The sequence below is a fragment of the Mesorhizobium sp. M1273 genome (genome assembly GCF_040318195.1).
Lineage (GTDB): Bacteria > Pseudomonadota > Alphaproteobacteria > Rhizobiales > Rhizobiaceae > Mesorhizobium.
In genome coordinates this window covers 1-21,872 of the sequence record NZ_JAMYLV010000037.1, presented here as the reverse complement: position 1 = coordinate 21,872, position 21,872 = coordinate 1, and the positions used below count along the sequence as shown (strand labels likewise).

Below are 21,872 nucleotides of genomic sequence, written 5' to 3'. Positions count from 1 at the left end.
AATGAGATGAATATCGAACTCAAAGGCCGCAAGGCCATTGTTACCGGATCCACCGCCGGTATCGGCCGCGCGACGGCGGAGGGGTTGGCACGTGCCGGTGCATCGGTCGTCGTCAACGGCCGTGGAAACGCTCGGGTCGATGAGGCGGTGCGGCAGATGCGGCAGGCCTTCCCCGGCAGCGACATCTCGGGTATCGCCGCTGATCTTGCGACAGCGGAGGGGGCAAAGGCCTTGATCGCGCATGCGCCTGACGCCGATATCCTTGTGAACAACGTCGGTACAGCACACATCCGGAGCTACAACGGCGTCGAGGATATCGCAAATATCCCCGATGAGGACTGGCTTGACCTCTTCCAGTTGAACGTAATGAGTGGCGTGCGCGCGAGCCGTCATTACCTGCCGCGGATGGTGGCGAAAGGCTGGGGCCGCATCGTGTTCATAAGTAGCGAATCCGCAGTCAACATCCCTAAGGAAATGCTCGACTATGGCATGACCAAGACCGCTCAACTCGCGGTCTCACGCGGGCTTGCCGAGGCGGTCGCGGGCACGGGCGTCACCGTCAACGCCGTCCTGCCGGGACCTACCCGCTCTGAGATCCTGGGCAACTTCATGGCGAAACAGGCTGACGCAAATGGAATCACGCAGCACGAAGCCGAGCAGGGCTTCCTGCAGGCGATGCGTCCGACGAGCCTCATCCACCGCTTCGCGACCACCGATGAGGTGGCCAACATGATCATCTACACATGCTCGGAGCAGGCTTCGGCGACCACCGGCGCGGCTTTGCGGGTGGATGGTGGCGTGGTCCGCTTCGTCGCGTAGCAGGACGACCAAATTGTGCCGTTCGCCAACTCGGGTCCGCTGTCGGCCAAGCTGCTGAAGCATGGCACGCTTAAGTCTACAGGGATCTGGCGCACGGCATGCGCACGATCCACGCTTGCGGGAGCACTCTGAAACTATGCGAGGCACGAGAACGTATTCAGCTACGGCGCCGTCCCCGCTGTGCTCGGCGGCTGTGTGCTCGTCTCGTTGGTCCCGCCCCGGGCTTAGACCATGATACAAATCCACGGAACATGATGTCTATTGTCCGAGGAATTGGATCGGCGCTCCGATCCCAATCCAAAGCATGTGCTGTGAACGGCGCGGTGGATCGATCCCTTTGAGCATCTCTACACATAATCGAAGGTCTATCGCCGACCTGCAAAACGGCTGCTTGTTCTTGCAGAATCGCCCGCGAACTATCGCCTCCTATCGTTGACCAACAATTTCCGAATATATCCCACAGTACTCCAACCTACTCTACCGCACGCCCCCTCACTCCCACTCGATTGTTCGGACGGACCATAAGCATCTGATTTCCCTCGAAATTTCTCAGTTTAGATGACAATAAGCCGACATGGGGGCTGTCAAAAATCTACGCTGTTGATTTTAAACAGATTTTTCACTGAATATTTTTCGCATGATTTCGGCATCTATCGAGGTCGATTGCCTCTGAGAACCGATTTTTAGCGGCTGGGAGCCGCTCCGCTAACAGCGGAAAAGTACCGTCATGTCTCTTATAGCAAGGTTTCGTCGCCCGGGCGAGGCTCGTCCAATCCGCGCCCCAGAGCAAGCCTACACGAGGGCCTGACGCACCGTGTCGCCGTGAAGTCAGGTGGCCGGCAAGCCTGGATCGATGCCGGTCATGGCGATGGAGACGTCCCAGAGCCGCTTCGCAAGCGCGGGATCTTCGGCATGCGGCGCGCGCTTTGCTTCGCCGGCTACACCGCGGATTCCGCCAAGGCCGGTGGGACCGTAATAGCCTCCGGGCTTCACCTTGCCGGTCGCAGCCAAAAGTGCCGGCCACGCGCCCTTGTCGGAGCTATTGAGCAACAGGCCGACGATTGGGCCTGCGATCTGGACAATCCCCATGTGGCGGCCAAGACTTGTATTGGCGACGCCAGGGTGAACGCCGATGGCTGTGACGGGTGACTTCGGCGCGCGCAGGCGACGATCCAGTTCGAAGAAGAACAGCGCGTTCGCCAATTTGCTGCCGCCGTAGCGATCGGTCTTGATGTAGCTCTTGTCGGCGTTGAGGTCGTCCCAGTCGATCTTGGCCTTCAGATGCGCGATGCTCGAGGTCACGACCACCCGCGATCCCGGCGTCTCCGTCAGTTTGGGCAGGAGCAGCGAGGTGAGCGCGAACACGCCGAGATGATTGACGCCGAACTGCGATTCGAACCCCTGCTTCGTGCGCGTCAGCGGCGGATTCATGATCGCGGCATTGTTGATGAGTGCATCGATCCGTGGCTCCTTCGCCGCGATCTCGGCTGCGGTGAGAACGCTGTCCAGGTCACCGAGGTCGAGCGGCAACCAGACGAGATCGGCATTCGGCGTGATCCGCTTGATCCGCGCGATGGCGTCCTGCGCCCTGGTCTGCTCGCGGCAGCCAAGCAGGACGCGCGCGCCCCTGGCGGCAAGCACCCGCGCGATTTCGAACCCGACGCCGGCGTTGGCGCCTGTGACGATGAAGCTTTTTCCCGTCTGCTTGGGAACGTTAGCTTCGGTGCAACCCTTGCAATTCGACATTTTCGATCCTTATCTATGAGTGACTACATACTCATTTATGGGCTAAAACTCAGGCGGCAGACCCCTTCCAGAACAGGTCGAACCCGGCCTGCCGGATGGCGTCACTTTCCTGAGGTTTGGCTGTGACCGCGTTGATGCTGATGTCGGCCAAGTCGAAGAGAATGGTATCGATGTAGAAGGCGATCCTGTCAGGCGCGGCATGGCCGGCGAGACACTCCTCCACCATCGTCCGCGCATCCCGCTGCATGGCGTGACACCGGTTCCGGCTTTCCGCTGTCACGCGATCCGACACCTTCAACTGACGAAGGGCCTTGCGCGCCGTGGCGTGAGCCAGTCCCCAGTCAATCAGACGGTTCCAGACCGCGAATAGTCGGTCTTTGGCGGAGGCGTCCGCCGGATATGGCGCCAGCATCATCTCTACCAAGTCGGCCTCGATCTCGAGAAAGAGCTGGTTGAGCAGATCGTCCTTGGTTGGAAAGTAAGTGAACAGCGTTCCCTCAGACACGCCAGCAGCCTTTGCGATCTTGGCCGTGGACGCGCCTGTGCCCAGGCTGGCGACGAACTTGGCCGCTGCATCGAGCAGTGCCTGTCGCTTTTCTTCACTGAGGGGACGCGCCATATTTCCGTCTAACGATATTGAGTGAGTGGATACTCAATAATAGGGGATGGCATGAGATTGGTCAAGGGATGCAGCCCCGCATCTTTCGCGGTCCATACCGACCAAGCTCGAATGAAGATTGTGTGGGCACACACCATGAGGCTGCGGCTGCCTTTTCAATAAGGGACGCAGTGGGGATCGAGATGTCTGTCGAAAGGGAAATGCATTGGATTCAGGGCCTTGATTGCAGTCCCCGAGGCATCATCATGCCTACTTCGATGAGAGCAGGTGATGGCACGCCCAGCCCTGACCAATCCAAAAGCGTGAACGGCACCACAAGCGGACATTATTCGGTATCTATCGAGATGTGTGAGCCGCCTACACTACGACACAGTTTCCCGAAGTATCCGAAACTACGCTCCCCTCACTCCCACTCGATCGTTTTGAGCCATCGTAACGCGTTGACGCGGCAGCACAAACTTTTCTGCACGCCCTAAAGAACCGACTCTGCGATCCGTCAGAAATCTGCGCTCTTGATTTCAAAAGGGAATTTCGGCGATTCGGGATCGGCTCGGTTTCGGCGACTATCGACAACAATCGGTCTATTTTCGGCAGCCGCGCCGCAACAAGCCGCGACCCACTGGGGACCAAAAAAGGACCGTCAAACACGGCCGAGCGGTCCGCACGGTTGCGCCCGGCATTCGCTCGTCGCCGTGGCGTGCCTCACTTGCCGTATGACGCAAGGAACACCCGTACGCCGGCCGCGGCGTGCCGTCGAAGCTTCGCCGGTTTCGGAATCGACTCGTCACCCAACAGCATGGCCCTGTTCAATGGCTCGCCCATAATCAACCAATTGAACTGGGAAGCGGCGACGGCCGGATCATCGATCGCAAGCAGGCCGTGATCAGCCAAACGCTCGAACAACACTGCCATCGCCGCAATTGCGCGCCCGGGTCCGCCATCGAAGAGTGCCTTTGCCAGTTCCGGGAAGCGGCCGACCTCGCCGATCACCAGACGGCGCAGCTGCATGACGCGCGGCGTGAGCACGGTGGCAAGCTGTCGGTACGCATAGCGCTGAAGATAATCGGCAATATCTTCGCCCTCGGCGAGTTCGGGCATTTTACTGTGGACCCTATCGCTGGCTCGATTGGTCACGCTGCTCACGATCTCTACGAACAGCGTCTCCTTGCTCGGAAAATTCTTGTAGACGGTCTGTTTCGACACCGCCGCAAGCGCCGCGATCTCGTCCATGTTGGTGGCCAGATAGCCCTTTTGCAGAAACACCTCTGTAGCCGCATCGAGGATGGCCCGGCGCTTTTTCGCCGACCGTCCGTGCGGTTCGAGTTCTTCTGTAGCACCTGCTGAACGCGTCGTGGTCATGCTCCTGGCGTGTCCGCTGCCGATTGACTCATGGGTACTGGACCGTCTAGTTTGATTTGGACCGAGATGCAATGGGGAGAGATCGACAATGCACATCCAGTTCGCGGAGCTTCCAGTGTTCGACCAGGAACGCGCCAAGGCGTTCTACATCGATCACCTGAATTGCCGCATCGTCGCCGATCAGCCCATGAGCAATGATGGCTGGCGATGGATCGAACTCGGATTTCCAGGGGCCGAAACCACCCTCCACTTCCTAAGGCGCAAGGACGAAACACCATCTGAGGGGCCCGTCCTCGTGCTGGTTGACAACGAAATCGAAGTCACCGTTCAGAGACTCAAATCGCGAGGCGCCGAGATCATAGCAGAACCGCGCCCCGCGCCATGGCAACCGGGGCGCACGATCGCGGAATTTCGGGACAGCGAGGGCAATCGCATGATGATCACCAGCAGATGACGCACTCACCTATCATGACCGCAACTTGCTCTTGCGGTGGCGTCGAACTCAAAGCCTTTGGCAGGCCGATCGTGAGCAGTGCCTGCTACTGCGACGACTGCCGGAAGGGAGCTGATCAGATCGAAGCTTTGCCAGGTGCTGGCGCCATACGCGATCCCGATGGCGGCACCGCATACATCCTCTATCGAAAGGACCGCATCGAGTGCTCCAAGGGGGCCGAATTGCTGAGGGGTTACAAGCTTAAGGAAACTTCAGCCACGAATAGGGTCATCGCCATGTGCTGCAATTCAGCGATGTTAATGAACTTCGATAGAGGTCCGCATTGGGTCTCGGTATACAGAGCGCGGTTTCACGGAGAACTCCCGCCACTGCAGCTGCGGATTTGCACGAAGTTCAAGTCGGACAGCGATGTCATTCCTGACGACGTGCCGAGCCACCGGGGTTATCCTCTAGGGTTCGTCGTTAAACTTTTGGCATCGCGCGTGGCGATGTTGCTAGGTCGATAAACCGGCCGCCAGCCTGCGCGATAAGACATTCAGATAGGTGCGCAAATCGGATACAGCCTTGCCGCTCAGGGTTCAGGCCTGAACGAATTTCTGTAGGCGATCCGCCACGATCAGCCCTGCCCGGCTGTTCAAGTGCACGCCGTCTGTGTGAAATAGCCAGCCATTTACGCGGGCGACATCATCCGGACGCTGCCGCAGCACCAGTACGCGAAAAGCATCGCGATAGAATGGAAGAAAGATGAACGCCGTGTAGGCCGGCCAGGCGAGGCGCGAGCCGCCTCGGTGAGCGCCTCATGGAGCGGGACATAGCCGCAGCGTTCCTCGTGCGCGATGGCCGCCACGATCGCAGAATATTCCTTGATCCGCCGGTTGAGCTCGCTCTGGAACGGGTCGTCCGAATCCGGCGCTTCTTCTATCGGAGGGAGCGAGCAAAGGCCGATCTCCGCCGCCGTCTCGCGCCTCAGCCTGCGTGCTATCTCGGCCAGATTCTCGTGGAACCAATCGGGCGAAGGCGTGCGGGGCAGACGCTTCCAAAACGTAAAGAACCGCCGCACTTTGCGTGACACGAGCGTGAGAACATCATTCCCGCCGACCCAGACGATGACCTTGTCGGGACGACAGGCGAGCACATCCGGCAAGCGCTGCAGCGCGTTGTAGGCCAAGTCGCCGCCGACACCAAAATTCCGGAACTCAAATTGCCCGTTGCCCGGCCGCCGGCGGAGCTCCGCCATCCAATCGAATGCCTGGCCCTTGCCCGCCGTGCTGCTCGACCCGAGGCACGCCACGATTTTTCGTTGAGAATTCACCATCGTGACTCGGCCAAGCCAGAGTGAGAAATCGTCGCCTTATGCTCTTCCCAAAGCGGCCCAGTCATGAGTTTCAGGTCGGATTCCGCGGCGTTTTCCAACATCCATGGACAGGCATAATAATCTTCGATGCGATCGATGACGCGACCGGCGACATGGACACGAACCGGCCACGCGACCTGCCACCGGTCGCCTCGCTGGAAGAGCACGATCAGGACAGGCTCTCCGTCGATCGCCCCCAACTCCATGGTCCACGTCTCCGGGTTTCGCTCGTATTCGACGAAATAGGGAGAACTTCTGACCAGGCCGTCGAAGCAGTCGGCGACCCGCAACCGAGCATCGGCGCTGGTCAGGCTCCGCACGCCATCCCAGTCATGGCGGTTGAAGAGGTCAACATAGCGCTGCAAGAGCCGCGCGGTGTCGGGATCAAGCGGACGGTTCGGTTCACCGGCAGGTTCAGCGGGCAAGTCGGCGAGCTTCGCCCGTCCGCGGGAGAGCGCGGCTTTGACGCCCCCAACCGTCGAGCCCACGAGTTCTGCGGTCTCTTCCAGCGAATAGTCGAACACGTCCTTCAAGAGGATGCAGGCGCGCTCCTTGGGCGGCAAGCGGCCAACCAGCCGTTCGATGGCGCGGCGTGCATCGGTCGCTGCCGGCTCTGCAGAGACAACGCCGATGTCGTCCGAATAGCCGTGCTCCGCGCGCTCGCGCACATCGCGTCGCCTCAGAAAGTCGATGCAGCGATTGTGAGCGATGCGAAACAACCAGGGTTTTAGCCTGCGGGGATCATCGAGGGTCTTAATCTTCGTGTAGGCCTCGAACAGCGTCTCCTGCACGAGATCCTCACCGTCGAGGCGTGAGCCCGTCATGCGGGCGCAGTAGCGATGCAGTTGGGCGCGGACGCCTGACACCGTCTCGAGGAAGGCGCGATATCGCGCATCGAACAGGCCGGTCGGTCGCTTGGGCATGTCCTTCAGCTGCCACATCTTGGTTTCAATTTGCCAGTCATGCGACCTCCTGACCTTCAGCGCGTGTCTGCGGTTGCGGCCAGACCAAGCTTGGGGCGAACCCATTGTGCCAACCGCGCGATCGCGTCGTCGGCTTCGGGAGCGCGGCCGGCCATCATCTGGAACGAGTGCAGCATCCCCGGAAATACGTCTAAGCGCATCTCGACGCCGGCGGCTTTCGCGCGGTCGGCGAGCGCTCGGCTGTCGTCGAGCAGGGTTTCGTCTCCACCCACTTGCAGATAGATCGGCGGCAGGCCCTTCAGATCGGCAAAGATCGGGCTGGCGAGTGGATGCCGGGGATCGGTCCCCGCAAGGACTTGCGATACCAGCATATCCACGACCGCCTTCTGGAAGAAGGCGTCCTTCTCGCGGTTGCTTTCGTAGGAGTGCCCGCTCGCCGACAGATCATACCAGCCAGAGATGCTGAGGATCGCGGCCGGCAGCGGCCGTCCCGCATCGCGGAGTTTCATCGCCGCCGCAACGATCAGGCCAGCACCAGCGGAATCGCCTGCAGCTATGGTGTGCTTCGGCGCGACACCCTGCTCGGCGAGCCATTCGAACGCGGTCACGGCCTGCTCGATTTGGCGCGGAAACTTGCTCTGGAAAACGTAGTCGTACGTAGCGAGCAGAGCGTAACAGCCGATCGCCTTAGCAAGGTGTCCGACCATCTTGCGATGGGTCCAGATCGATCCGCCGACATAGCCACCGCCGTGCAGGTAAAGCATGACCCGGTCTTTGGCCGCCGTTTTTGGCTGAACCCACAGCGCGGTCTTGTCGCCGACGTTCGTCTCGACGTAATCGACGCCGCCCGGTTCTGCCGTCAAAACGGACCACTCGGATGCTTCCTGTGGCGATTCTCGACCGCTGCGAAAAGCCTCCGCGAGCGTTTCGTAGTGTATCTTGTTCGCTAGGCTCTGCTTGCTGTTCATTTGTCACGCTCCAATTCGTCCAGGAGGGCGATGTTAAGGATGACCGTGCCCATGAACAGCTAAGACGGATGAACCCAGCGAAAGGATACGTGGCCGGCAGATGCAACGCCTCGCCGGTGGCAGTTGCCGCGGACCCCGGGTGTCAAACCCAGCAAGGCTAGGCTGCTCCACCCTTCTCTGTGGGACGTTCGTTCCAGACATTCGCCGATCGGCCAGATGCTTCGTCTATGCCGTCGCCGGGTGGCCGGGGGCTGGGACTATTGACTATTATCGCCGAGCCAACATCGCCTTAAACGTGCTGCTCTATCCTCTTCTACTCCGCACTACTCCTCGTCACTCCCACTCGATGGTGCCTGGCGGTTTGCTCGTCACGTCGTAGACGACGCGGTTGATGCCGCGTACCTCGTTGATGATGCGGGTGGCGGCTGCTCCCAGGAATGCCATGTCGTAATGGTAGAAGTCTGCCGTCATGCCGTCGACCGAGGTGACGGCGCGCAGCGCGCAGACGAACTCGTAGGTGCGGCCGTCGCCCATCACGCCGACGGTCTGCACCGGCAGCAGCACGGCGAAGGCCTGCCAGATGGCGTCGTAGAGTCCGGCCTTGCGGATCTCGTCGAGATAGATGGCGTCGGCCTCGCGCAGGATCTCCAGCTTTTCGCGGGTGATGCCGCCCGGACAGCGGATGGCGAGACCGGGACCGGGGAACGGATGCCGGCCAATGAAGCTGTCGGGCAGGCCGAGCTCCTTGCCGAGCGCCCTCACCTCGTCCTTGAACAATTCGCGCAGCGGCTCGACCAGCTGCATGTTCATGCGTTCGGGCAAGCCGCCGACATTGTGATGCGACTTGATCGTCACCGACGGGCCGCCGCTGAAAGAGACGCTTTCGATGACGTCGGGATAGAGGGTGCCTTGTGCCAGGAAATCGGCGCCGCCGAGCTTCTCGGCCTCCTCCTCGAACACTTCGATGAACAGCCGCCCGATGGTCTTGCGCTTCTTCTCGGGGTCCGACTCGCCCTCGAGCGCGCCGATGAAACGGTCCGAAGCGTCGACCAGGATCAGCGGCAGATTGTAATGCTGGCGAAACATCTCCACCACGCCTGATGCCTCGTCCTTGCGCATCAGCCCGTGGTCGACAAGGATGCAGGTAAGCTGGTCGCCGACCGCCTCGTGGATCAGCAAGGCCGCGACCGAGGAATCGACGCCGCCCGACAGCGCGCAGATCACCTTGCCCTTGCCGACCTGCTTGCGGATCGTCTCGACCGCGTGCTCGCGGTAGGCGCGCATCGTCCAGTCGCCTTCGATGCCGGCGATGTTGTGGACGAAGTTGCGGAGCAACCTGGCGCCGTCCGGCGTATGCACCACTTCGGGGTGGAACATGAGGCCGTACATTTTGCGCTCGACATTGCCGAAGATGGCGAAGGGCGAGCCCTCCGATTTTCCGAGCACCTCGAACCCCTTGGGCAGGGAGATGACGCGATCGCCATGGCTCATCCACACCTGGTGGCGCTGGCCGGGCGCCCACAGGCCCTCGAACAACGGGCTGTCCTTGGCGATCTCGACGAAGGCGCGGCCGAATTCGCGATGATCGGAGCTTTCGGCGACGCCGCCCATCTGCACGCACATCGCCATCTGGCCGTAGCAGATGCCGAGCACCGGCACGCCGGCATCGAAGACGATCTGCGGCGCGCGCGGGCTGCCGATGTCGCCGGTCGAGGCCGGGCCGCCGGACAGGATCACCGCCTTCGGATCGATGCGCTTGAACGCCGCCTCGGCCGACTGGAAGGGTACGATCTCGGAAAACACGCCGGCCTCGCGGATGCGGCGGGCGATCAGCTGGGTGAACTGGCTGCCGAAATCGACAATCAGGACGGTGTCGGGATGATTGGCTGTTTTCATGGCGAGCGTTTAGAGAAAGAAACGAGTCGGCGCAATGGGTTGCTGGGCGTCTGCCTCAATCCGATTCCGCTGTACCGTCTTAAATGCGAGCGGCTCTATCGATGCCTCGGTCCGCTCCGCGCCGAGCGACCGCAAGGCGCCCATCAGCGCCGCGAACCCTTCTGGCCGAGGCAGGCAACGTAGCTCCTCTCGATCTGGAGCGGGCAGGGTGAACTAGCGCTTTACTTCGATCGGCTTGCCGGCCAGATGCGATTCCAGTTGCGCGACCAGCGCGGCAAAGCGGGCATGCATGGCATCGAGTGCCGCCCAACGTTCGGTGAGCTTGTTGAGTCGATAACCGGGTTCGGCGCCGTTGCCCCTGATATAGGGTAGCAAATCGGTTTCACTGACATTAGCCGGCGCACCGCTGGCACACTTACGGAGCCAAGCCACGAAATCCTCGCCGCGTGCTTGCGCCGCCTCCTGTTCGCGCTGTGAGGCAGTTTTGGTAAGAACGTGACCGTATTTGGTGGCGAATTCGAGCGGTGTGCCCTCGAAATCCGGATCAACTTCTTCCGGTGTCAGAAAGTTGGTTTTCGGAATGTTGCGGCGGAATTCCAGCCCGCGTTGATAGATTTCCTCGGCGGCGGATTCCTTGGCTGCGGATCGCTTAGCAGCGGTCCGCTTGACGTGCGTGGCATTTGGCGGGCGCGCTTTTTCGGACGCAGTTTGAAGTCCGATTCTCTTATCCACGACGGCCTTTTCCAGTTCCGGCGCGTACTGCACAACGGTGCGGGCGCGGGCAAGCGAACCCGTAGAAACATCCATGATCAAGGCCGCTTGTTTAACGAAACGATTGTGACCGGGAAGGCTAGGATCACGCGTTGCGCTGGCAGGCATTTCTATCGTTTCTTGAAATTGAATTTGTTGCTTTAAATGCGCCAGCCTTGCCGCCGCGAAAGCCCGCCGCTCAAAGGTTGAATGTTGCCGCCGATAGTCGTTGAGCGAAACGGCCAGATCAAGCGCGCCAACATCGTTTAGCGTGCCGGTATTTTCAAAGCGCGGCTCAATGCCCGCCTCAATGCAGGCGCGGTAACGGGCGCGCCCGTCTAGAATCCTTCCCTGATAAAGCACGATCGGCATATGCATACCGTTGGCCCGGATATCGGCCACGAATTCCGCAAAATCCTCGCCGCCCAACAGAGGCCAGATTCCAGCGAAAGGATGGTCTAGATAATGAACAGCCATTTTGGTTCTGTCCTTGCGCGAAAAATGGAGGCGCATTCGCGCGCCTCCCCGTTGAACGTTTTTATGCGGCCTCGGCTTGTTTCGGCATGAAACGCGGGAATGTTTCATCAACCCTCAGACTGATTTTCTTGACCTGCTCGCCAGCCATCCAAGCATTGAATGCCTTGATGACATGCGCCAAGACCTGATGTTTCTGCATCGGCTCCTTGGCAACGCTGTTGAGTTTCAGGACATGCTGCAAAGCCGCAATCGGGCTTCCCGCGCCGAATTCTTCACCCTCGGAACCCACGTCGTTCATGAACTCGTCGAGCGTGAATTCATCATGGAGGTCGAGAATCTTGACCGCCGCAAAGGCCGCGACATCGTTATGGCCTATCATCGCGGATGCGGAGGCATGCTCACCCGCCATCAACTGGGCGCCCCGGCGAATGTCGGATTCGCCTCGACGTAGTCGATGAATTGTTTGGGCGACATGCGCGGAAGACGGTGCTTCTTCGTCGCAGTATAGGCTTTGTTTTCGTAAAGCTGGGCAATCATCACCGTTTGCGCCGTCAGAGCCGAAAGGCCATTCAGGCCCGCCGTGGCTAGCGCATCCTTGGCCGTGCGCGCCTTGACGTTATCGATGTAGGCGAAGGCCGATTTGATAGGCTTGCGCTGATTGACAACGTAAGTTGCGAACGGCACCCCGGAAAGGTAGCAAGCCCAGAGGCGATGCTGACCGTCTAGCAGCTTGCCATCGACATCGAAGATCAACGGCTGCCCGGTTTCGGGCCAATCCTCCGCGGCCATCTGTTCCGCGTAGTAGACAATGTTAGCTAATACGGCCTTGCGATTGGACCCGGCTGGATTCTTGAGCAACAGCCCTTCGGCCATTTCCGAAGTTATGATATGCCATCCATTGGCAAGCTTGTCCTCGTTTTCAGCTCGGGTTTTCCTCCATTCCTCAAACTGATCAACCAGGGCATAGAATGTGCCCGAATTGGCGGTTTTGAGGTCGAGATGGAATTTTGGCTCCCATGGTGTGGGCGCCGTAATGTTTTCGACGTCACTCATAAGTTTTACTCCCGTTGCCGCGCCTATCGGGAACGACGGCTGCCCGGCAGCCAGAGAATATAGGTTGATAGTGCCTATGCTACAAGGCTGAAAAAGCCTAGCCGTTAAGTTGGGTCATGGCCGCGTGCTGCAACTGTTTCACCGTAATTCGCTTCGTCGCCAGCAGGCGGGCGATCATGGCGGCATGCGGCGGTATCTGCCGCTCCGCCAGCGCCCAAGAGCGTACCGTGCGCGGGGCAACACTTAGCAATCGAGAGAAAGCCAGTTGCGAAAGTGGGATGGCGGCTAGGCAAGCGCGGAATTCGGTCGCCGTCATCGGGACGTAAAGCATCATGCGAATCGATATGTCATGGTTGTCACGATATGTAGGCGATACCGGCCTAACAAAAAAGTCTGGCGACATATCCGGGCTGGTTTCCGACTATCTATTTTGGGCGGCACAGGTGGGAACAAATCTGCATAATAGTTTTTGCTAAACCAATGAAAGCCGACATGTTGCCATGGCGAGCGTTTGGAGAAAGAACGAGTCGGCGCAATAGGTTATGAGGTCGCGGCCTTACTTCAATCCCGCGCCTTAGGCGATGATTCAAAACCGGATTGCGCCTGAGGCGATCGCCTGTTCCAGCAGTTGCACCGCCGCGGCCAGCTTCTCGTCGATGACGTGCAGATATTCGGTCCAGTCGCCAACGTGTCTCAGATCGGCCGCGCCGTCGGAAATGCCGCGCAGGCCGATAAGCGGAACGTCGAACAGCTGGCAGGCGCGCAGGCAGGCGAAGGTCTCCATATCGACCATGTCGGCGGCGATCGCGTCGTAGGCGGCGCCGGAGACGATTGCCGCCCCGGTCGACAGCGTCGCCTGTCTGACGCCTGGCATCCTGAACGGCAGCGGCACGCTTACAGGCAGGTCGAGGAACGGGGTGGCGCCCTTCTCGAACCCCAGGGGCGAGGCGTCCATGTCGCGGTAGCCAACCGAAACGGCCTGGTAGATTTCCGTCTGCTCCAGCGTCCGGCTGCCCGCCGACCCGAGCGACACGACGAGATCGGGCAGCCCCATCCCGGCATGCAGCCGGGATAGTTCGGCGCCGAGCCCGATACCGGCCTCGACCGGTCCGACGCCGGTCATCAGCGGCGTGAACAGCCGCTGCAGGTGTGGACCGTATTCGGCCTCCGCCGCCATGACGAAGAGAACGGACTTGCCGGAGATCGGGGTGAGCTCACCAGGTGTCTTGCCGGCCATGATCGTCCATCCTCCCTACCCGCTCCTCAGCCTTCGATGCCGTCGCGGCCGAGCACTGTCATCATCGTTCCGGTCATTGTGGCGATCAGCTTGGCCTCGCCGTCGACGGCGAACGCATAGGCTTGTCCGTCGGCGACGATGATGGTGCGGCCGGGCTTGGTCACCGAGCCGCGGAACAGGAAGCGCTCGCCCCTGCCGGGCGCCAGCAGATTGACCTTGAACTCGATGGTCAGCACGCCGGAATTTTCCGGCATCAGCGAGAATGCCGCATAGCCGCAGGCCGAGTCGAGAGCCGTCGAAATGACGCCGGCATGGAGAAAGCCGTGCTGCTGCGTCAGCGCCGCAGAATAGGGCATTTCGATCTCGATGATGCCGGGCGTCACCAGCGTCAGCTCGGCGCCAATCGTCATCATCGCGTTCTGGCGCGCGAAGGACGTCCTGACGCGGTCCTCATAATCGGGAGCAGGAACGATCTTTGCTGCCATGGCCGTCGCCCTTTGTTTCTCGGCAAATCTTATTGCAAAGGCATTTATCGCAGAGGGGTGGGCGGCAGGCAATCGCAAATGCTGCACTGCAGCATTCGGCTTAGCCCTGTATCGATGGCAACGATTCAGCCGGCCCGCCGCAGCGCGCAGAAGTAAAAGCCGTCGGTGCCGCTCAGCAATGGCGACAGCGAAATGCCGCCCGCGGCGCCAATGCGCATTGCCGCTTCGTGGCCCGCAAAACGGCTGTCCCAAAGCTGGCGGTGATCGACCGGGACAAAATCGGGATGGCGGTCCCGGAACGCCGAAACCTGGTCGCCATTCTCCTCGTCGAACACCGAACAGGTGATGTAGACCAGCAGGCCGCCGGGTTTGACGAAGTCCCTGGCGGCATCGAGGATCGTCTCCTGCTCGCCCTTGCGGGCGTCGAGCTGTCTTTGCGTCAACCGCCATTTGGCATCCGGCCGGCGCCGCCAGGTGCCGCTGCCGGTGCAGGGCGCATCGATCAGGGCGATATCCATGTGCTTGCCGAGCGGCGCCAGTTCGGCCGGCCTGGTGACGATCTGCACATTGCGGTTTTCCGAGCGGCGGATGCGGTCGAAGATCGGCGCCAGCCTTGCCTTCTCCGCATCGTGGGCGAAGATCTGGCCGCGATTGTCCATCGCCGCGGACAGCGCCAGCGTCTTGCCGCCGGCGCCGGCGCAGAAGTCGAGCACCTGCATTCCAGGCTCGGCGCCGGCCAGTTCGGCCGCAATCTGCGAGCCTTCGTCCTGAACCTCGAACCAGCCTTTCTGGAAGGCCGGTTCGGCCTGCACGTTCGGGTGCCTGCCGTCGCCTTCGATCGGCGGGATGCGGATGCCGTGCGGCGCGATCCGCGCAGGCTTGGCGCCGGTCTCCGCCAACTCGGCCAGCACCTTGCCGCGATCGGCCTTCAGCGTGTTGACCCTGAGGTCGAGCGGCGGGCGCGTCGCCAGCGCGGCACCCTCTTCCACCCAGGCCGTGCCGAACGCCCGTTCGAACAGCGGCATGCACCAGTCGGGGATGTCTGCCCTGACCGCCGGCGGCGCATCGGCAAGCCGGCGACCGCCGAGCGTTTTCAATTCGTCGGCGGTAAGCAGCGGCGGCGCGAACTTGTCGCCCTCGAGCGCCTCGTTCAGCGACTGCGCCGTCTGGCCCCATTCGAGCAGCAGCGCGCCGAAGCCGATGGCGCGCGGTGTGTCTTCGCCCAACAGCCAGCCGGCCGAGCGCTTGCGGCGCAGCGCGTCGTAGACGATGTTGCCGATCGCGGCGCGGTCGCCGCCGCCGGCGAAGCGGTGCGACAGGCCCCAGTCCTTCAGCGCATCGGCCACCGGCCGGTGGCGACGGCCAATTTCGTCAAGCACTTCAATGGCTGCCGCCAGCCGCCCGCCCAGTCTCATTGTCGTCTTCCATTATTCAGTAAATTAATTCTGGCCCTGCTCTTAGAGCTTTTCGTGCCCTGATTGAAACAGTTCTGTTTCGCCGACGGCGAGACGATCCATGCCGAGGGGTGACGAATGTGGATTGATGCATCGCGAGCCGCGGCCACCAGGCGGGCGCCGGCATGCGGAACGAACAATTCGATAAATATATTATACGTCTCTAATGTTCGTGTCCGGCGCTCACAAGCATAGCGGCTTGCGAAACTGCTCTGCTTTGCAAGTTTTCCGGTTGCGAATACTCTTTGCGCGGTGATTCGCGTCGCAGAAAAAGCGGAGCCGCGGGTCGATACGAGGAGAGGGCAATGAAAACTTATCTGGCGGAAGTTCTAGGCACGTTTCTATTGGTGTTCATCGGCACGGCTTCGGTGGTGACGGGCGGCTTCGGCGGCGCGCTGCCGCTCGGCCAGGAAGGTATCGGTCTGGCGTTCGGCATCGGCCTGATAGCGGCCGCTTACGCGATCGGCCCGATTTCGGGCGCGCACCTCAATCCGGCAGTGACGCTCGGTGTGTTCCTCGCCGGGCGGATGCCGGCCAGGGACGTCATTCCCTATTGGATCGCGCAGGTCATCGGCGCCATCATCGCGTCGCTGGCGCTGTGGATCATCGTCTCCGGACAGGTCGGCGGCCACACCGGCGGCTTCGGCGCCAATGGCTGGGACGTGACGAAATGGGGCGTCAGCTCGGCCTTCCTGTGGGAGCTGATCGGCACCTTCACCTTCGTCACGGTGATCCTCGGCGTCACCAACGCCAAGCACACGACGGCCTTCGCCGGCCTGGTCATCGGCCTGACGCTGGCCGGACTGCACTTCGCCATCATTCCGGTGACCGGCACATCGCTCAACCCGGCCCGTTCGATCGGACCGGCGCTGTTTTCGGGAACTGCGGCGATCGGCCAGCTCTGGCTGTTCATCCTCGCGCCGCTGATCGGCGGCGCCATCGCCGGCGTGGTCGCCAAGGCCGGTATCTTCGAGAAAGACTGACTTTTCGAAGGCTTCATGAAAAAGGCGCGGGTCGAGGCCCGCGCCTTTTTCGTTGCGTCGAGAAATATGCCCGGATCAGGCCGCGAGGTCGAAACGGTCGGCGTTCATCACCTTGGTCCAGGCGGCGACGAAGTCCCTGACGAACTTCCGCCCGGCGTCCGCCGAGCCGTAGACCTCGGCCAGCGCCCGCAATTGCGCGTGCGAGCCGAAGATCAGGTCGGCGCGGGTGCCGGTCCACTTGACTGCCCTGGTCTTGCGGTCGCGCGCTTCGTAGACCTCATCTGAGCCGGCGGCCGGATCCCAGATCGTGTTCATGGAGAGCAGGTTGACGAAGAAATCGTTGGTCAACGTGCCCGGCCTGTCGGTGAACACCCCGTGCTTCGACTGACCGGTGTTGGCGCCGAGCACCCGCAACCCGCCGACGAGCACCGTCATCTCCGGCGCCGTCAAGATCAGCAGCTGCGCCCGGTCGACCAGCATCGCTTCGACCGACATCGGCGGCTTGCCCCTGACATAATTGCGGAAGCCATCGACTTTCGGCTCGAGCGCGGCGAAGGACTGGACATCGGTCTGTTCCTGCGAGGCGTCCATGCGGCCTGGCGTGAACGGCACCCCCACGTCATGGCCGCCGTCTTTCGCCGCCTTCTCGATCGCGGCGACGCCGCCAAGAACGATCAGGTCGGCAAGCGAGACCTTCTTGCCGCCGGACTGCGAGTTATTGAAACCCTTCTGGATGCTTTCGAGTGTCTCGAGCACCTTGGCCAGCTGCGCCGGCTGGTTGACCTCCCAATCCTTCTGCGGCGCCAGGCGGATGCGGGCGCCGTTGGCGCCGCCGCGCTTGTCGGAGCCGCGGAAAGTCGAGGCCGAGGCCCAGGCGGTCGAGACCAGTTCTGAGACGGACAGGCCGGAGGCCAGGATCTTCGCCTTCAGCGAGACGATGTCCTGCTCGCTGACCAGCTCGTGGTCGATTGCCGGTATCGGGTCCTGCCAGATCAGCTCTTCCTTCGGCACGAGCGGGCCGAGATAGCGGACGGCCGGACCCATGTCGCGATGCGTCAGCTTGAACCAGGCGCGGGCGAAGGCATCGGCGAACTGATCAGGATTCTGATGGAAGCGCCGCGAGATCTTCTCGTAGGCCGGGTCGACGCGTAGCGCGAGGTCGGTGGTCAGCATCGCCGGCGCGCGGCGCTTGGAGGGATCGTGCGCGTCCGGCACGGTGCCTGCACCGGCGCCGCCCTTCGGCGTCCACTGATGGGCGCCGGCCGGGCTCTTGGTCAGCTCCCATTCGTAGTTGAACAGATTGTCGAAGAAGTTGTTGCTCCATTTGGTCGGCGTCGTGGTCCAGGTCACCTCGAGGCCCGAGGTGATGGCGTCGCCGGCAATGCCGGTGGCATGCTTGCTCGACCAGCCGAGGCCCTGCGCCTCGATGTCGGCGCCTTCCGGCTCCGGGCCGACCAGCGATGCATCGCCGGCGCCATGGGTCTTGCCGAAGGTATGGCCGCCGGCGATGAGCGCCACGGTTTCCTCATCGTTCATGGCCATGCGGGCGAAGGTTTCGCGGATATCGCGCGCCGCGGCCAATGGATCGGGCGTGCCGTTCGGGCCTTCCGGGTTGACGTAGATCAGCCCCATCTGCACGGCGCCGAGATGGCCCTGAAGTTCGCGGTCGCCGGAATAGCGCTCGTCGGCGAGCCACTTGGTTTCCGATCCCCAGTCGACGTCCTGCTCCGGCTCCCAGACATCGGCGCGGCCGCCGGCGAAGCCGAAGGTCTTGAAGCCCATCGATTCCAGCGCGACGTTGCCGGTGAGGATCAACAGGTCGGCCCAGGAGATTTTCCTGCCGTATTTCTGCTTGACCGGCCACAGCAGCCGGCGCGCCTTGTCGAGATTGGCGTTGTCCGGCCAGCTGTTGAGCGGCGCGAAACGCTGCTGGCCGGCGCCGGCGCCGCCACGGCCGTCGCCGATGCGATAGGTACCGGCGCTGTGCCAGGCCATGCGGATGAAGAGCGGGCCGTAATGGCCGAAATCGGCCGGCCACCAATCCTGCGAATCGGTCATCACCTGGTGCAGATCCCTGATCACCGCATCGAGATCGAGACTCTTGAATTCCTTGGCGTAGTCGAAGTCCTCGTCCATCGGGTCCGACAGGCTGGACTGCTGATGGAGGACGCCAAGGTCAAGCTGGTTCGGCCACCAGTCACGGTTGCTTCTCCTGGCCGATCCATGTGGGACCGGGCATTTGCCGGCGCTGTTGTCGTCGGTTTTCGCGTCCATCTTTGCCTCCGATTTGTTGATTTTTCGGGATTTTGTTGATTTTCCGGGCAGGGCCGGCGGCCGCGCCATCCTGGAATGGTTCCAGACTAGCCCGCCCAGCCGATAAAGACAAATTGCCTTTGCTGTTTATTCTGATAGGTTTTCCTTATGATCGGTTTAACCGTCCGGCAGATGCATTATTTCGAGGCGCTGGCGCAGACGCTGCATTTCGGCCGTGCCGCAAAACTCGCCGGCGTCAGCCAGCCGGCGCTGTCTTCGCAGATCGCCGAGATGGAGCTGCGGCTGAATTGCCGTCTGTTCGAGCGCGGCGGAAAGGTGGTGCGGATGACCGACGAGGCCGTGGCCCTGCTGCCGCGCATCGAGCGCATTCTTGCCGACGTCCGCGACGTCGAGGCGACGGCCCGGCGCGGCCGCCCGGCGCTGGAAGGCCGCTTCCGGCTCGGCATCATCCCGACGGTGGCGCCCTATCTCTTGCCGCATGTGCTGCCGGAGCTGAAACGGCATTTCCCGGCCTTGCAGCTGGAACTGCGCGAAGCGGTGACCGCCTCGCTGGTCGAGGACACCAGTTCGGGTAAGCTCGACGCCTTCGTCGCGGCGCTGCCTCTCGACTACCCAGGCCTGATTACCGAGGAACTTTTCTCCGACCGGTTCTTCCTGGCCGTGCCGGCCGGCGATCCCGCCTTCGCCTCGCCGCCGGTGCCACCAGAGAGCCCGGCACTGGAGCGGCTGATGCTGCTGGAGGAAGGCCATTGCCTGCGCGAACAGGCGCTCGCCGTGTGCGGCAACGTGCGGCCGGTGGCGATGGCAAGCTATGGCGCGACCAGCCTGACGACGCTCTTACAGATGGTGGCGCACGGGCTTGGCGTCACGCTCATCCCGGAAATGGCGGCAGGGCCGGCCAGCACTATCCCCGATTTGAAGATCGTGCCGTTCCAGGAACCGATGCCGCAACGCACGATCTGCCTCGCCTGGCGGCGCAACAAGGTCCGGCACGACGAGTGCGTCGAACTGGCGAAGATCATTCGCGGGCTGGATGCGGCGGTGCTGGCGGCTTGAGCGGCGGGTCAAGGATCCGGTTTTAGCCCCGAAGCCAACCTGCAAGAAAACGGCTTCAATCCTTTTCCCAGGCTGCGAGCAACGGGCCGTTGCTTCCATAGACAGGGTCCTTGCGCGGACGGCCGACCCTGGGGATCGTGACGACCGCTTTGGCATGGTCGGCGGCGGTCGTACACAGGTCATAGGTGCCGGATGGAGGATAGGCGCCGACAACCAGAAAATCGTCGGATGCGGAAAGACGCTGGTGCCCGGTGCCGGCCGGAAGCACCGCGACGTCGCCGGCCTTCAGCGACAGCGTCCGCCCCTTGCTGCCGCCAAAGCGGACCTTGGCCGTGCCGCGCGCAACGCCCAGCACCTCGTGTATCCGCGAATGGTAGTGGACGTAACCGTAGATGCCGTTGCGCCAGCTATCGCCCCAGCCATTTGCCTCGAAAAGCGCCTCGATGACAGCCGCCGGATCGAAGTCTTCGGGCAGCGTCACGGCACCGCGATAGACGACCAGCGGCCAGAACGGATGGTTGGGCACCAGGCCATCATCGCTGAACCGAAACTCGTTCGGTTTGCGCGGCCTCAGGAGGTCGGCGACCTCTCGCCGGCCCGGCCTGGCGACGCCGGTGACCTGCCCGACGGCTTTCTTCGTGGTTTGCAAAATGCTCATGACGTGGCCTTGCGCTGGTCGGAAGTTTCATGCGGGTTAACTGGCTGCATGGCGGGTCGGTTCCGCTGAGGGCAGAGTTCCGCGATCTGTACGGTCGGCATTTGACGTCCGGGCACATCGAAGCCGCCCAAGTTTCAAGACTTGAACACCGCGAGCATGTGAAGATCCAATCGGTCCCGCCGCTGTGTCGTCCCATGGCACGGATGAGACGATTACATTGTTTTACCACAGCGCTCGCGACAGCTCGCGAAACGGGCGACCCGCAGAGGCTTTTTTCGTGTTATGATGCACTTGCAACGCGCGTAATCTCGACCTCGGCAATATGGCAAAGGTCGAACGCATTTTTGCCCTGGCGTTGCCCAGCATGGACTCAACTCCGGATGGCTGGGTGTGCTTATCCGGGGCGAGGAGGTTGTCCATGTCCACGAGTAATGTCGAACGCCCGCTCCAGCCGGGCGACCGGGCGCCGAATATTATTCTCGATGCGATCTCCCGCGAAGGCAAGATCGCGCTCGACGATTTTCGAGGCCGTAGCCCGTTGTTGATCGGTTTGTTCCGAGGCCTGCACTGTCCGTTCTGCCGGCGCCATGTCGCGGCGATGGCGCAACTTAAGCCGGCCCTGCGTGAGAAAGGCGTCGAATGCCTGGCGGTGGTCAATACGCCAGTCGAGCGGGCGCGGCTCTATTTCCGTTACCACCCGGCACCCGATCTTCTCGCCGCATCCGACCCGGAGCGGGCCTCGCACCGTGCTTTCGGCTTGCGCGAGGTCGGGATGGACACGGTCATGGCGATCCGTATCGATCTGCCGGGCGAGTTGCCCGAGCCTATGGACGTCATGGCAATGTACGAGTTTCTTAACAAGAAGGAAGGATATGAGATTACGGGAGCCGACCAGCAGGCGATGGCTTCCGGCCAGGGGCAGCTTGTCGGTCAGTTCCTAATCGACCGGGCGGGCATCGTACGCTGGAACTTCACTGAAGTTCTGGAGGATGGCCTCAATACCTTCAAGGCGCCGAATCCGGAGGAATTGATGTCAGCGGCTTCCCAAGTTGCACATTGATGGGCTGCGGAAATAGGCGGCTGACAACTCGCTCGACGACCGCGCCCTTCCCGCTCACTACCGGGGAACGGCCGTCCTGGGTCAGAACCTGAGGATCGTGGATGACCGCTTCGCGCCCAATGCACGAACCCGCTTCGCGGGAGGGGCGCCTCGTTCTGAGATGGCGCGACTGCCATTTTGACTTGAGCGGGTAGAGGGGTCGATCTGACCATGGAGTTCCCTTCAACGAGAGGAACTCGCCATGGCT

The 21,872-nt window shown here is 61.7% G+C and carries 22 protein-coding genes and 1 pseudogene; 7 read left to right on the top strand and 16 right to left on the bottom strand.

Translation table 11 applies throughout. From position 1 onward, the window contains the following. The first annotated feature begins 6 nt into the window (after positions 1–6). Entirely contained in the window at positions 7–819 is an 813-nt protein-coding gene (locus NKH30_RS27515) for an SDR family NAD(P)-dependent oxidoreductase (RefSeq protein ID WP_352473461.1), read from the top strand. Positions 820–822: 3 nt separating this feature from the next. Further along, positions 823–935: pseudogene (locus tag NKH30_RS27510) on the top strand (alpha/beta fold hydrolase); the annotation flags it as partial. A 712-nt stretch (positions 936–1,647) separates the two neighbouring features. On the opposite strand, the gene NKH30_RS27505 reads toward NKH30_RS27510, so the two are convergent. The 3 genes from NKH30_RS27505 to NKH30_RS27495 all read right to left on the bottom strand — a co-directional run bounded on the left by NKH30_RS27505 (position 1,648) and on the right by NKH30_RS27495 (position 4,543). Beyond that, on the bottom strand, positions 1,648–2,565 hold the full coding sequence (locus NKH30_RS27505; RefSeq protein WP_352473462.1) for an oxidoreductase: 918 nt from the start codon (positions 2,563–2,565) through the stop codon (positions 1,648–1,650). Positions 2,566–2,614: 49 nt separating this feature from the next. Continuing rightward, entirely contained in the window at positions 2,615–3,184 is a 570-nt protein-coding gene (locus NKH30_RS27500) for a TetR/AcrR family transcriptional regulator (RefSeq protein WP_352473463.1), read from the bottom strand. 702 nt (positions 3,185–3,886) lie between these two features. Next, positions 3,887–4,543, bottom strand: coding sequence for a TetR/AcrR family transcriptional regulator (locus tag NKH30_RS27495; protein WP_352473464.1), 657 nt, complete (start codon positions 4,541–4,543; stop codon positions 3,887–3,889). Positions 4,544–4,631: 88 nt separating this feature from the next. On the opposite strand from NKH30_RS27495, the gene NKH30_RS27490 reads away from it, so the two are divergent. Both NKH30_RS27490 and NKH30_RS33255 read left to right on the top strand, forming a co-directional pair. After that, the gene (locus tag NKH30_RS27490; protein WP_352473465.1) at positions 4,632–4,997 is read left to right on the top strand and encodes a VOC family protein; all 366 of its coding nucleotides are present in this window, start codon (positions 4,632–4,634) and stop codon (positions 4,995–4,997) included. Next, on the top strand, positions 4,925–5,503 hold the full coding sequence (locus tag NKH30_RS33255; protein WP_502898637.1) for a GFA family protein: 579 nt from the start codon (positions 4,925–4,927) through the stop codon (positions 5,501–5,503). Before NKH30_RS27490 ends, NKH30_RS33255 begins: the two co-directional genes overlap by 73 nt. A gap of 164 nt (positions 5,504–5,667) precedes the next feature. Here NKH30_RS33255 and NKH30_RS27485 read toward each other — a convergent pair whose 3' ends face one another. From NKH30_RS27485 to NKH30_RS27435, 11 genes are all read right to left on the bottom strand, one after another. Further along, the gene (locus tag NKH30_RS27485; RefSeq protein ID WP_352473466.1) at positions 5,668–6,312 is read right to left on the bottom strand and encodes an SGNH/GDSL hydrolase family protein; all 645 of its coding nucleotides are present in this window, start codon (positions 6,310–6,312) and stop codon (positions 5,668–5,670) included. Continuing rightward, positions 6,306–7,292: an RNA polymerase sigma factor gene (locus tag NKH30_RS27480; protein ID WP_352473467.1), complete on the bottom strand. Its 987-nt coding sequence runs from the start codon at positions 7,290–7,292 to the stop codon at positions 6,306–6,308. The genes NKH30_RS27485 and NKH30_RS27480 overlap by 7 nt, the downstream gene beginning before the upstream one ends. A gap of 38 nt (positions 7,293–7,330) precedes the next feature. Next, positions 7,331–8,242, bottom strand: coding sequence for an alpha/beta hydrolase (locus NKH30_RS27475; RefSeq protein WP_352772001.1), 912 nt, complete (start codon positions 8,240–8,242; stop codon positions 7,331–7,333). A 333-nt stretch (positions 8,243–8,575) separates the two neighbouring features. Next, positions 8,576–10,138 (bottom strand): glutamine-hydrolyzing GMP synthase, encoded by a 1,563-nt coding sequence (gene guaA, locus NKH30_RS27470; RefSeq protein ID WP_352473470.1) that lies wholly within the window; start codon positions 10,136–10,138, stop codon positions 8,576–8,578. Positions 10,139–10,351: 213 nt separating this feature from the next. Further along, entirely contained in the window at positions 10,352–11,401 is a 1,050-nt protein-coding gene (locus NKH30_RS27465; RefSeq protein ID WP_352997558.1) for a hypothetical protein, read from the bottom strand. Positions 11,402–11,426: 25 nt separating this feature from the next. Next, positions 11,427–11,774 carry a hypothetical protein gene (locus NKH30_RS27460; protein ID WP_352997557.1) on the bottom strand — a complete coding sequence of 116 codons (348 nt, stop codon included), beginning with the start codon at positions 11,772–11,774 and terminating at the stop codon, positions 11,427–11,429. Further along, on the bottom strand, positions 11,774–12,418 hold the full coding sequence (locus NKH30_RS27455; protein ID WP_352997556.1) for a hypothetical protein: 645 nt from the start codon (positions 12,416–12,418) through the stop codon (positions 11,774–11,776). Before NKH30_RS27455 ends, NKH30_RS27460 begins: the two co-directional genes overlap by 1 nt. A 97-nt stretch (positions 12,419–12,515) precedes the next feature. Next, entirely contained in the window at positions 12,516–12,752 is a 237-nt protein-coding gene (locus NKH30_RS27450) for a helix-turn-helix domain-containing protein (protein ID WP_352473475.1), read from the bottom strand. A 252-nt stretch (positions 12,753–13,004) separates the two neighbouring features. Further along, positions 13,005–13,655, bottom strand: coding sequence for a 5'-methylthioadenosine/S-adenosylhomocysteine nucleosidase (locus NKH30_RS27445; protein ID WP_352819520.1), 651 nt, complete (start codon positions 13,653–13,655; stop codon positions 13,005–13,007). A 26-nt stretch (positions 13,656–13,681) separates the two neighbouring features. Then, a complete protein-coding gene (locus NKH30_RS27440; RefSeq protein WP_023677140.1) occupies positions 13,682–14,140 on the bottom strand; it encodes a PaaI family thioesterase in 459 nt (152 codons plus the stop codon). 125 nt (positions 14,141–14,265) lie between these two features. After that, positions 14,266–15,555, bottom strand: a complete 1,290-nt coding sequence (locus NKH30_RS27435) for an RsmB/NOP family class I SAM-dependent RNA methyltransferase (RefSeq protein WP_352473477.1) — start codon at positions 15,553–15,555, stop codon at positions 14,266–14,268. A gap of 344 nt (positions 15,556–15,899) precedes the next feature. On the opposite strand from NKH30_RS27435, the gene NKH30_RS27430 reads away from it, so the two are divergent. Next, positions 15,900–16,577 carry an MIP/aquaporin family protein gene (locus NKH30_RS27430; RefSeq protein WP_352771994.1) on the top strand — a complete coding sequence of 226 codons (678 nt, stop codon included), beginning with the start codon at positions 15,900–15,902 and terminating at the stop codon, positions 16,575–16,577. A gap of 75 nt (positions 16,578–16,652) precedes the next feature. Here the strand turns inward: NKH30_RS27430 and katG are convergent, their stop codons facing one another. Further along, positions 16,653–18,851 (bottom strand): catalase/peroxidase HPI, encoded by a 2,199-nt coding sequence (katG, locus tag NKH30_RS27425; protein WP_352473478.1) that lies wholly within the window; start codon positions 18,849–18,851, stop codon positions 16,653–16,655. 147 nt (positions 18,852–18,998) lie between these two features. Here katG and NKH30_RS27420 point away from each other — a divergent pair, with 147 nt between their 5' ends. Continuing rightward, the gene (locus tag NKH30_RS27420; RefSeq protein ID WP_352473479.1) at positions 18,999–19,907 is read left to right on the top strand and encodes a hydrogen peroxide-inducible genes activator; all 909 of its coding nucleotides are present in this window, start codon (positions 18,999–19,001) and stop codon (positions 19,905–19,907) included. A 55-nt stretch (positions 19,908–19,962) separates the two neighbouring features. On the opposite strand, the gene NKH30_RS27415 is transcribed toward NKH30_RS27420, so the two are convergent. Further along, positions 19,963–20,565, bottom strand: a complete 603-nt coding sequence (locus NKH30_RS27415; protein WP_352771991.1) for a cupin domain-containing protein — start codon at positions 20,563–20,565, stop codon at positions 19,963–19,965. Between the two features lie 418 nt (positions 20,566–20,983). Between NKH30_RS27415 and NKH30_RS27410 the strand changes: the two genes are divergently transcribed. Further along, positions 20,984–21,625, top strand: coding sequence for a peroxiredoxin-like family protein (locus NKH30_RS27410; RefSeq protein ID WP_352473491.1), 642 nt, complete (start codon positions 20,984–20,986; stop codon positions 21,623–21,625). The last annotated feature ends 247 nt before the right edge of the window (positions 21,626–21,872 follow it).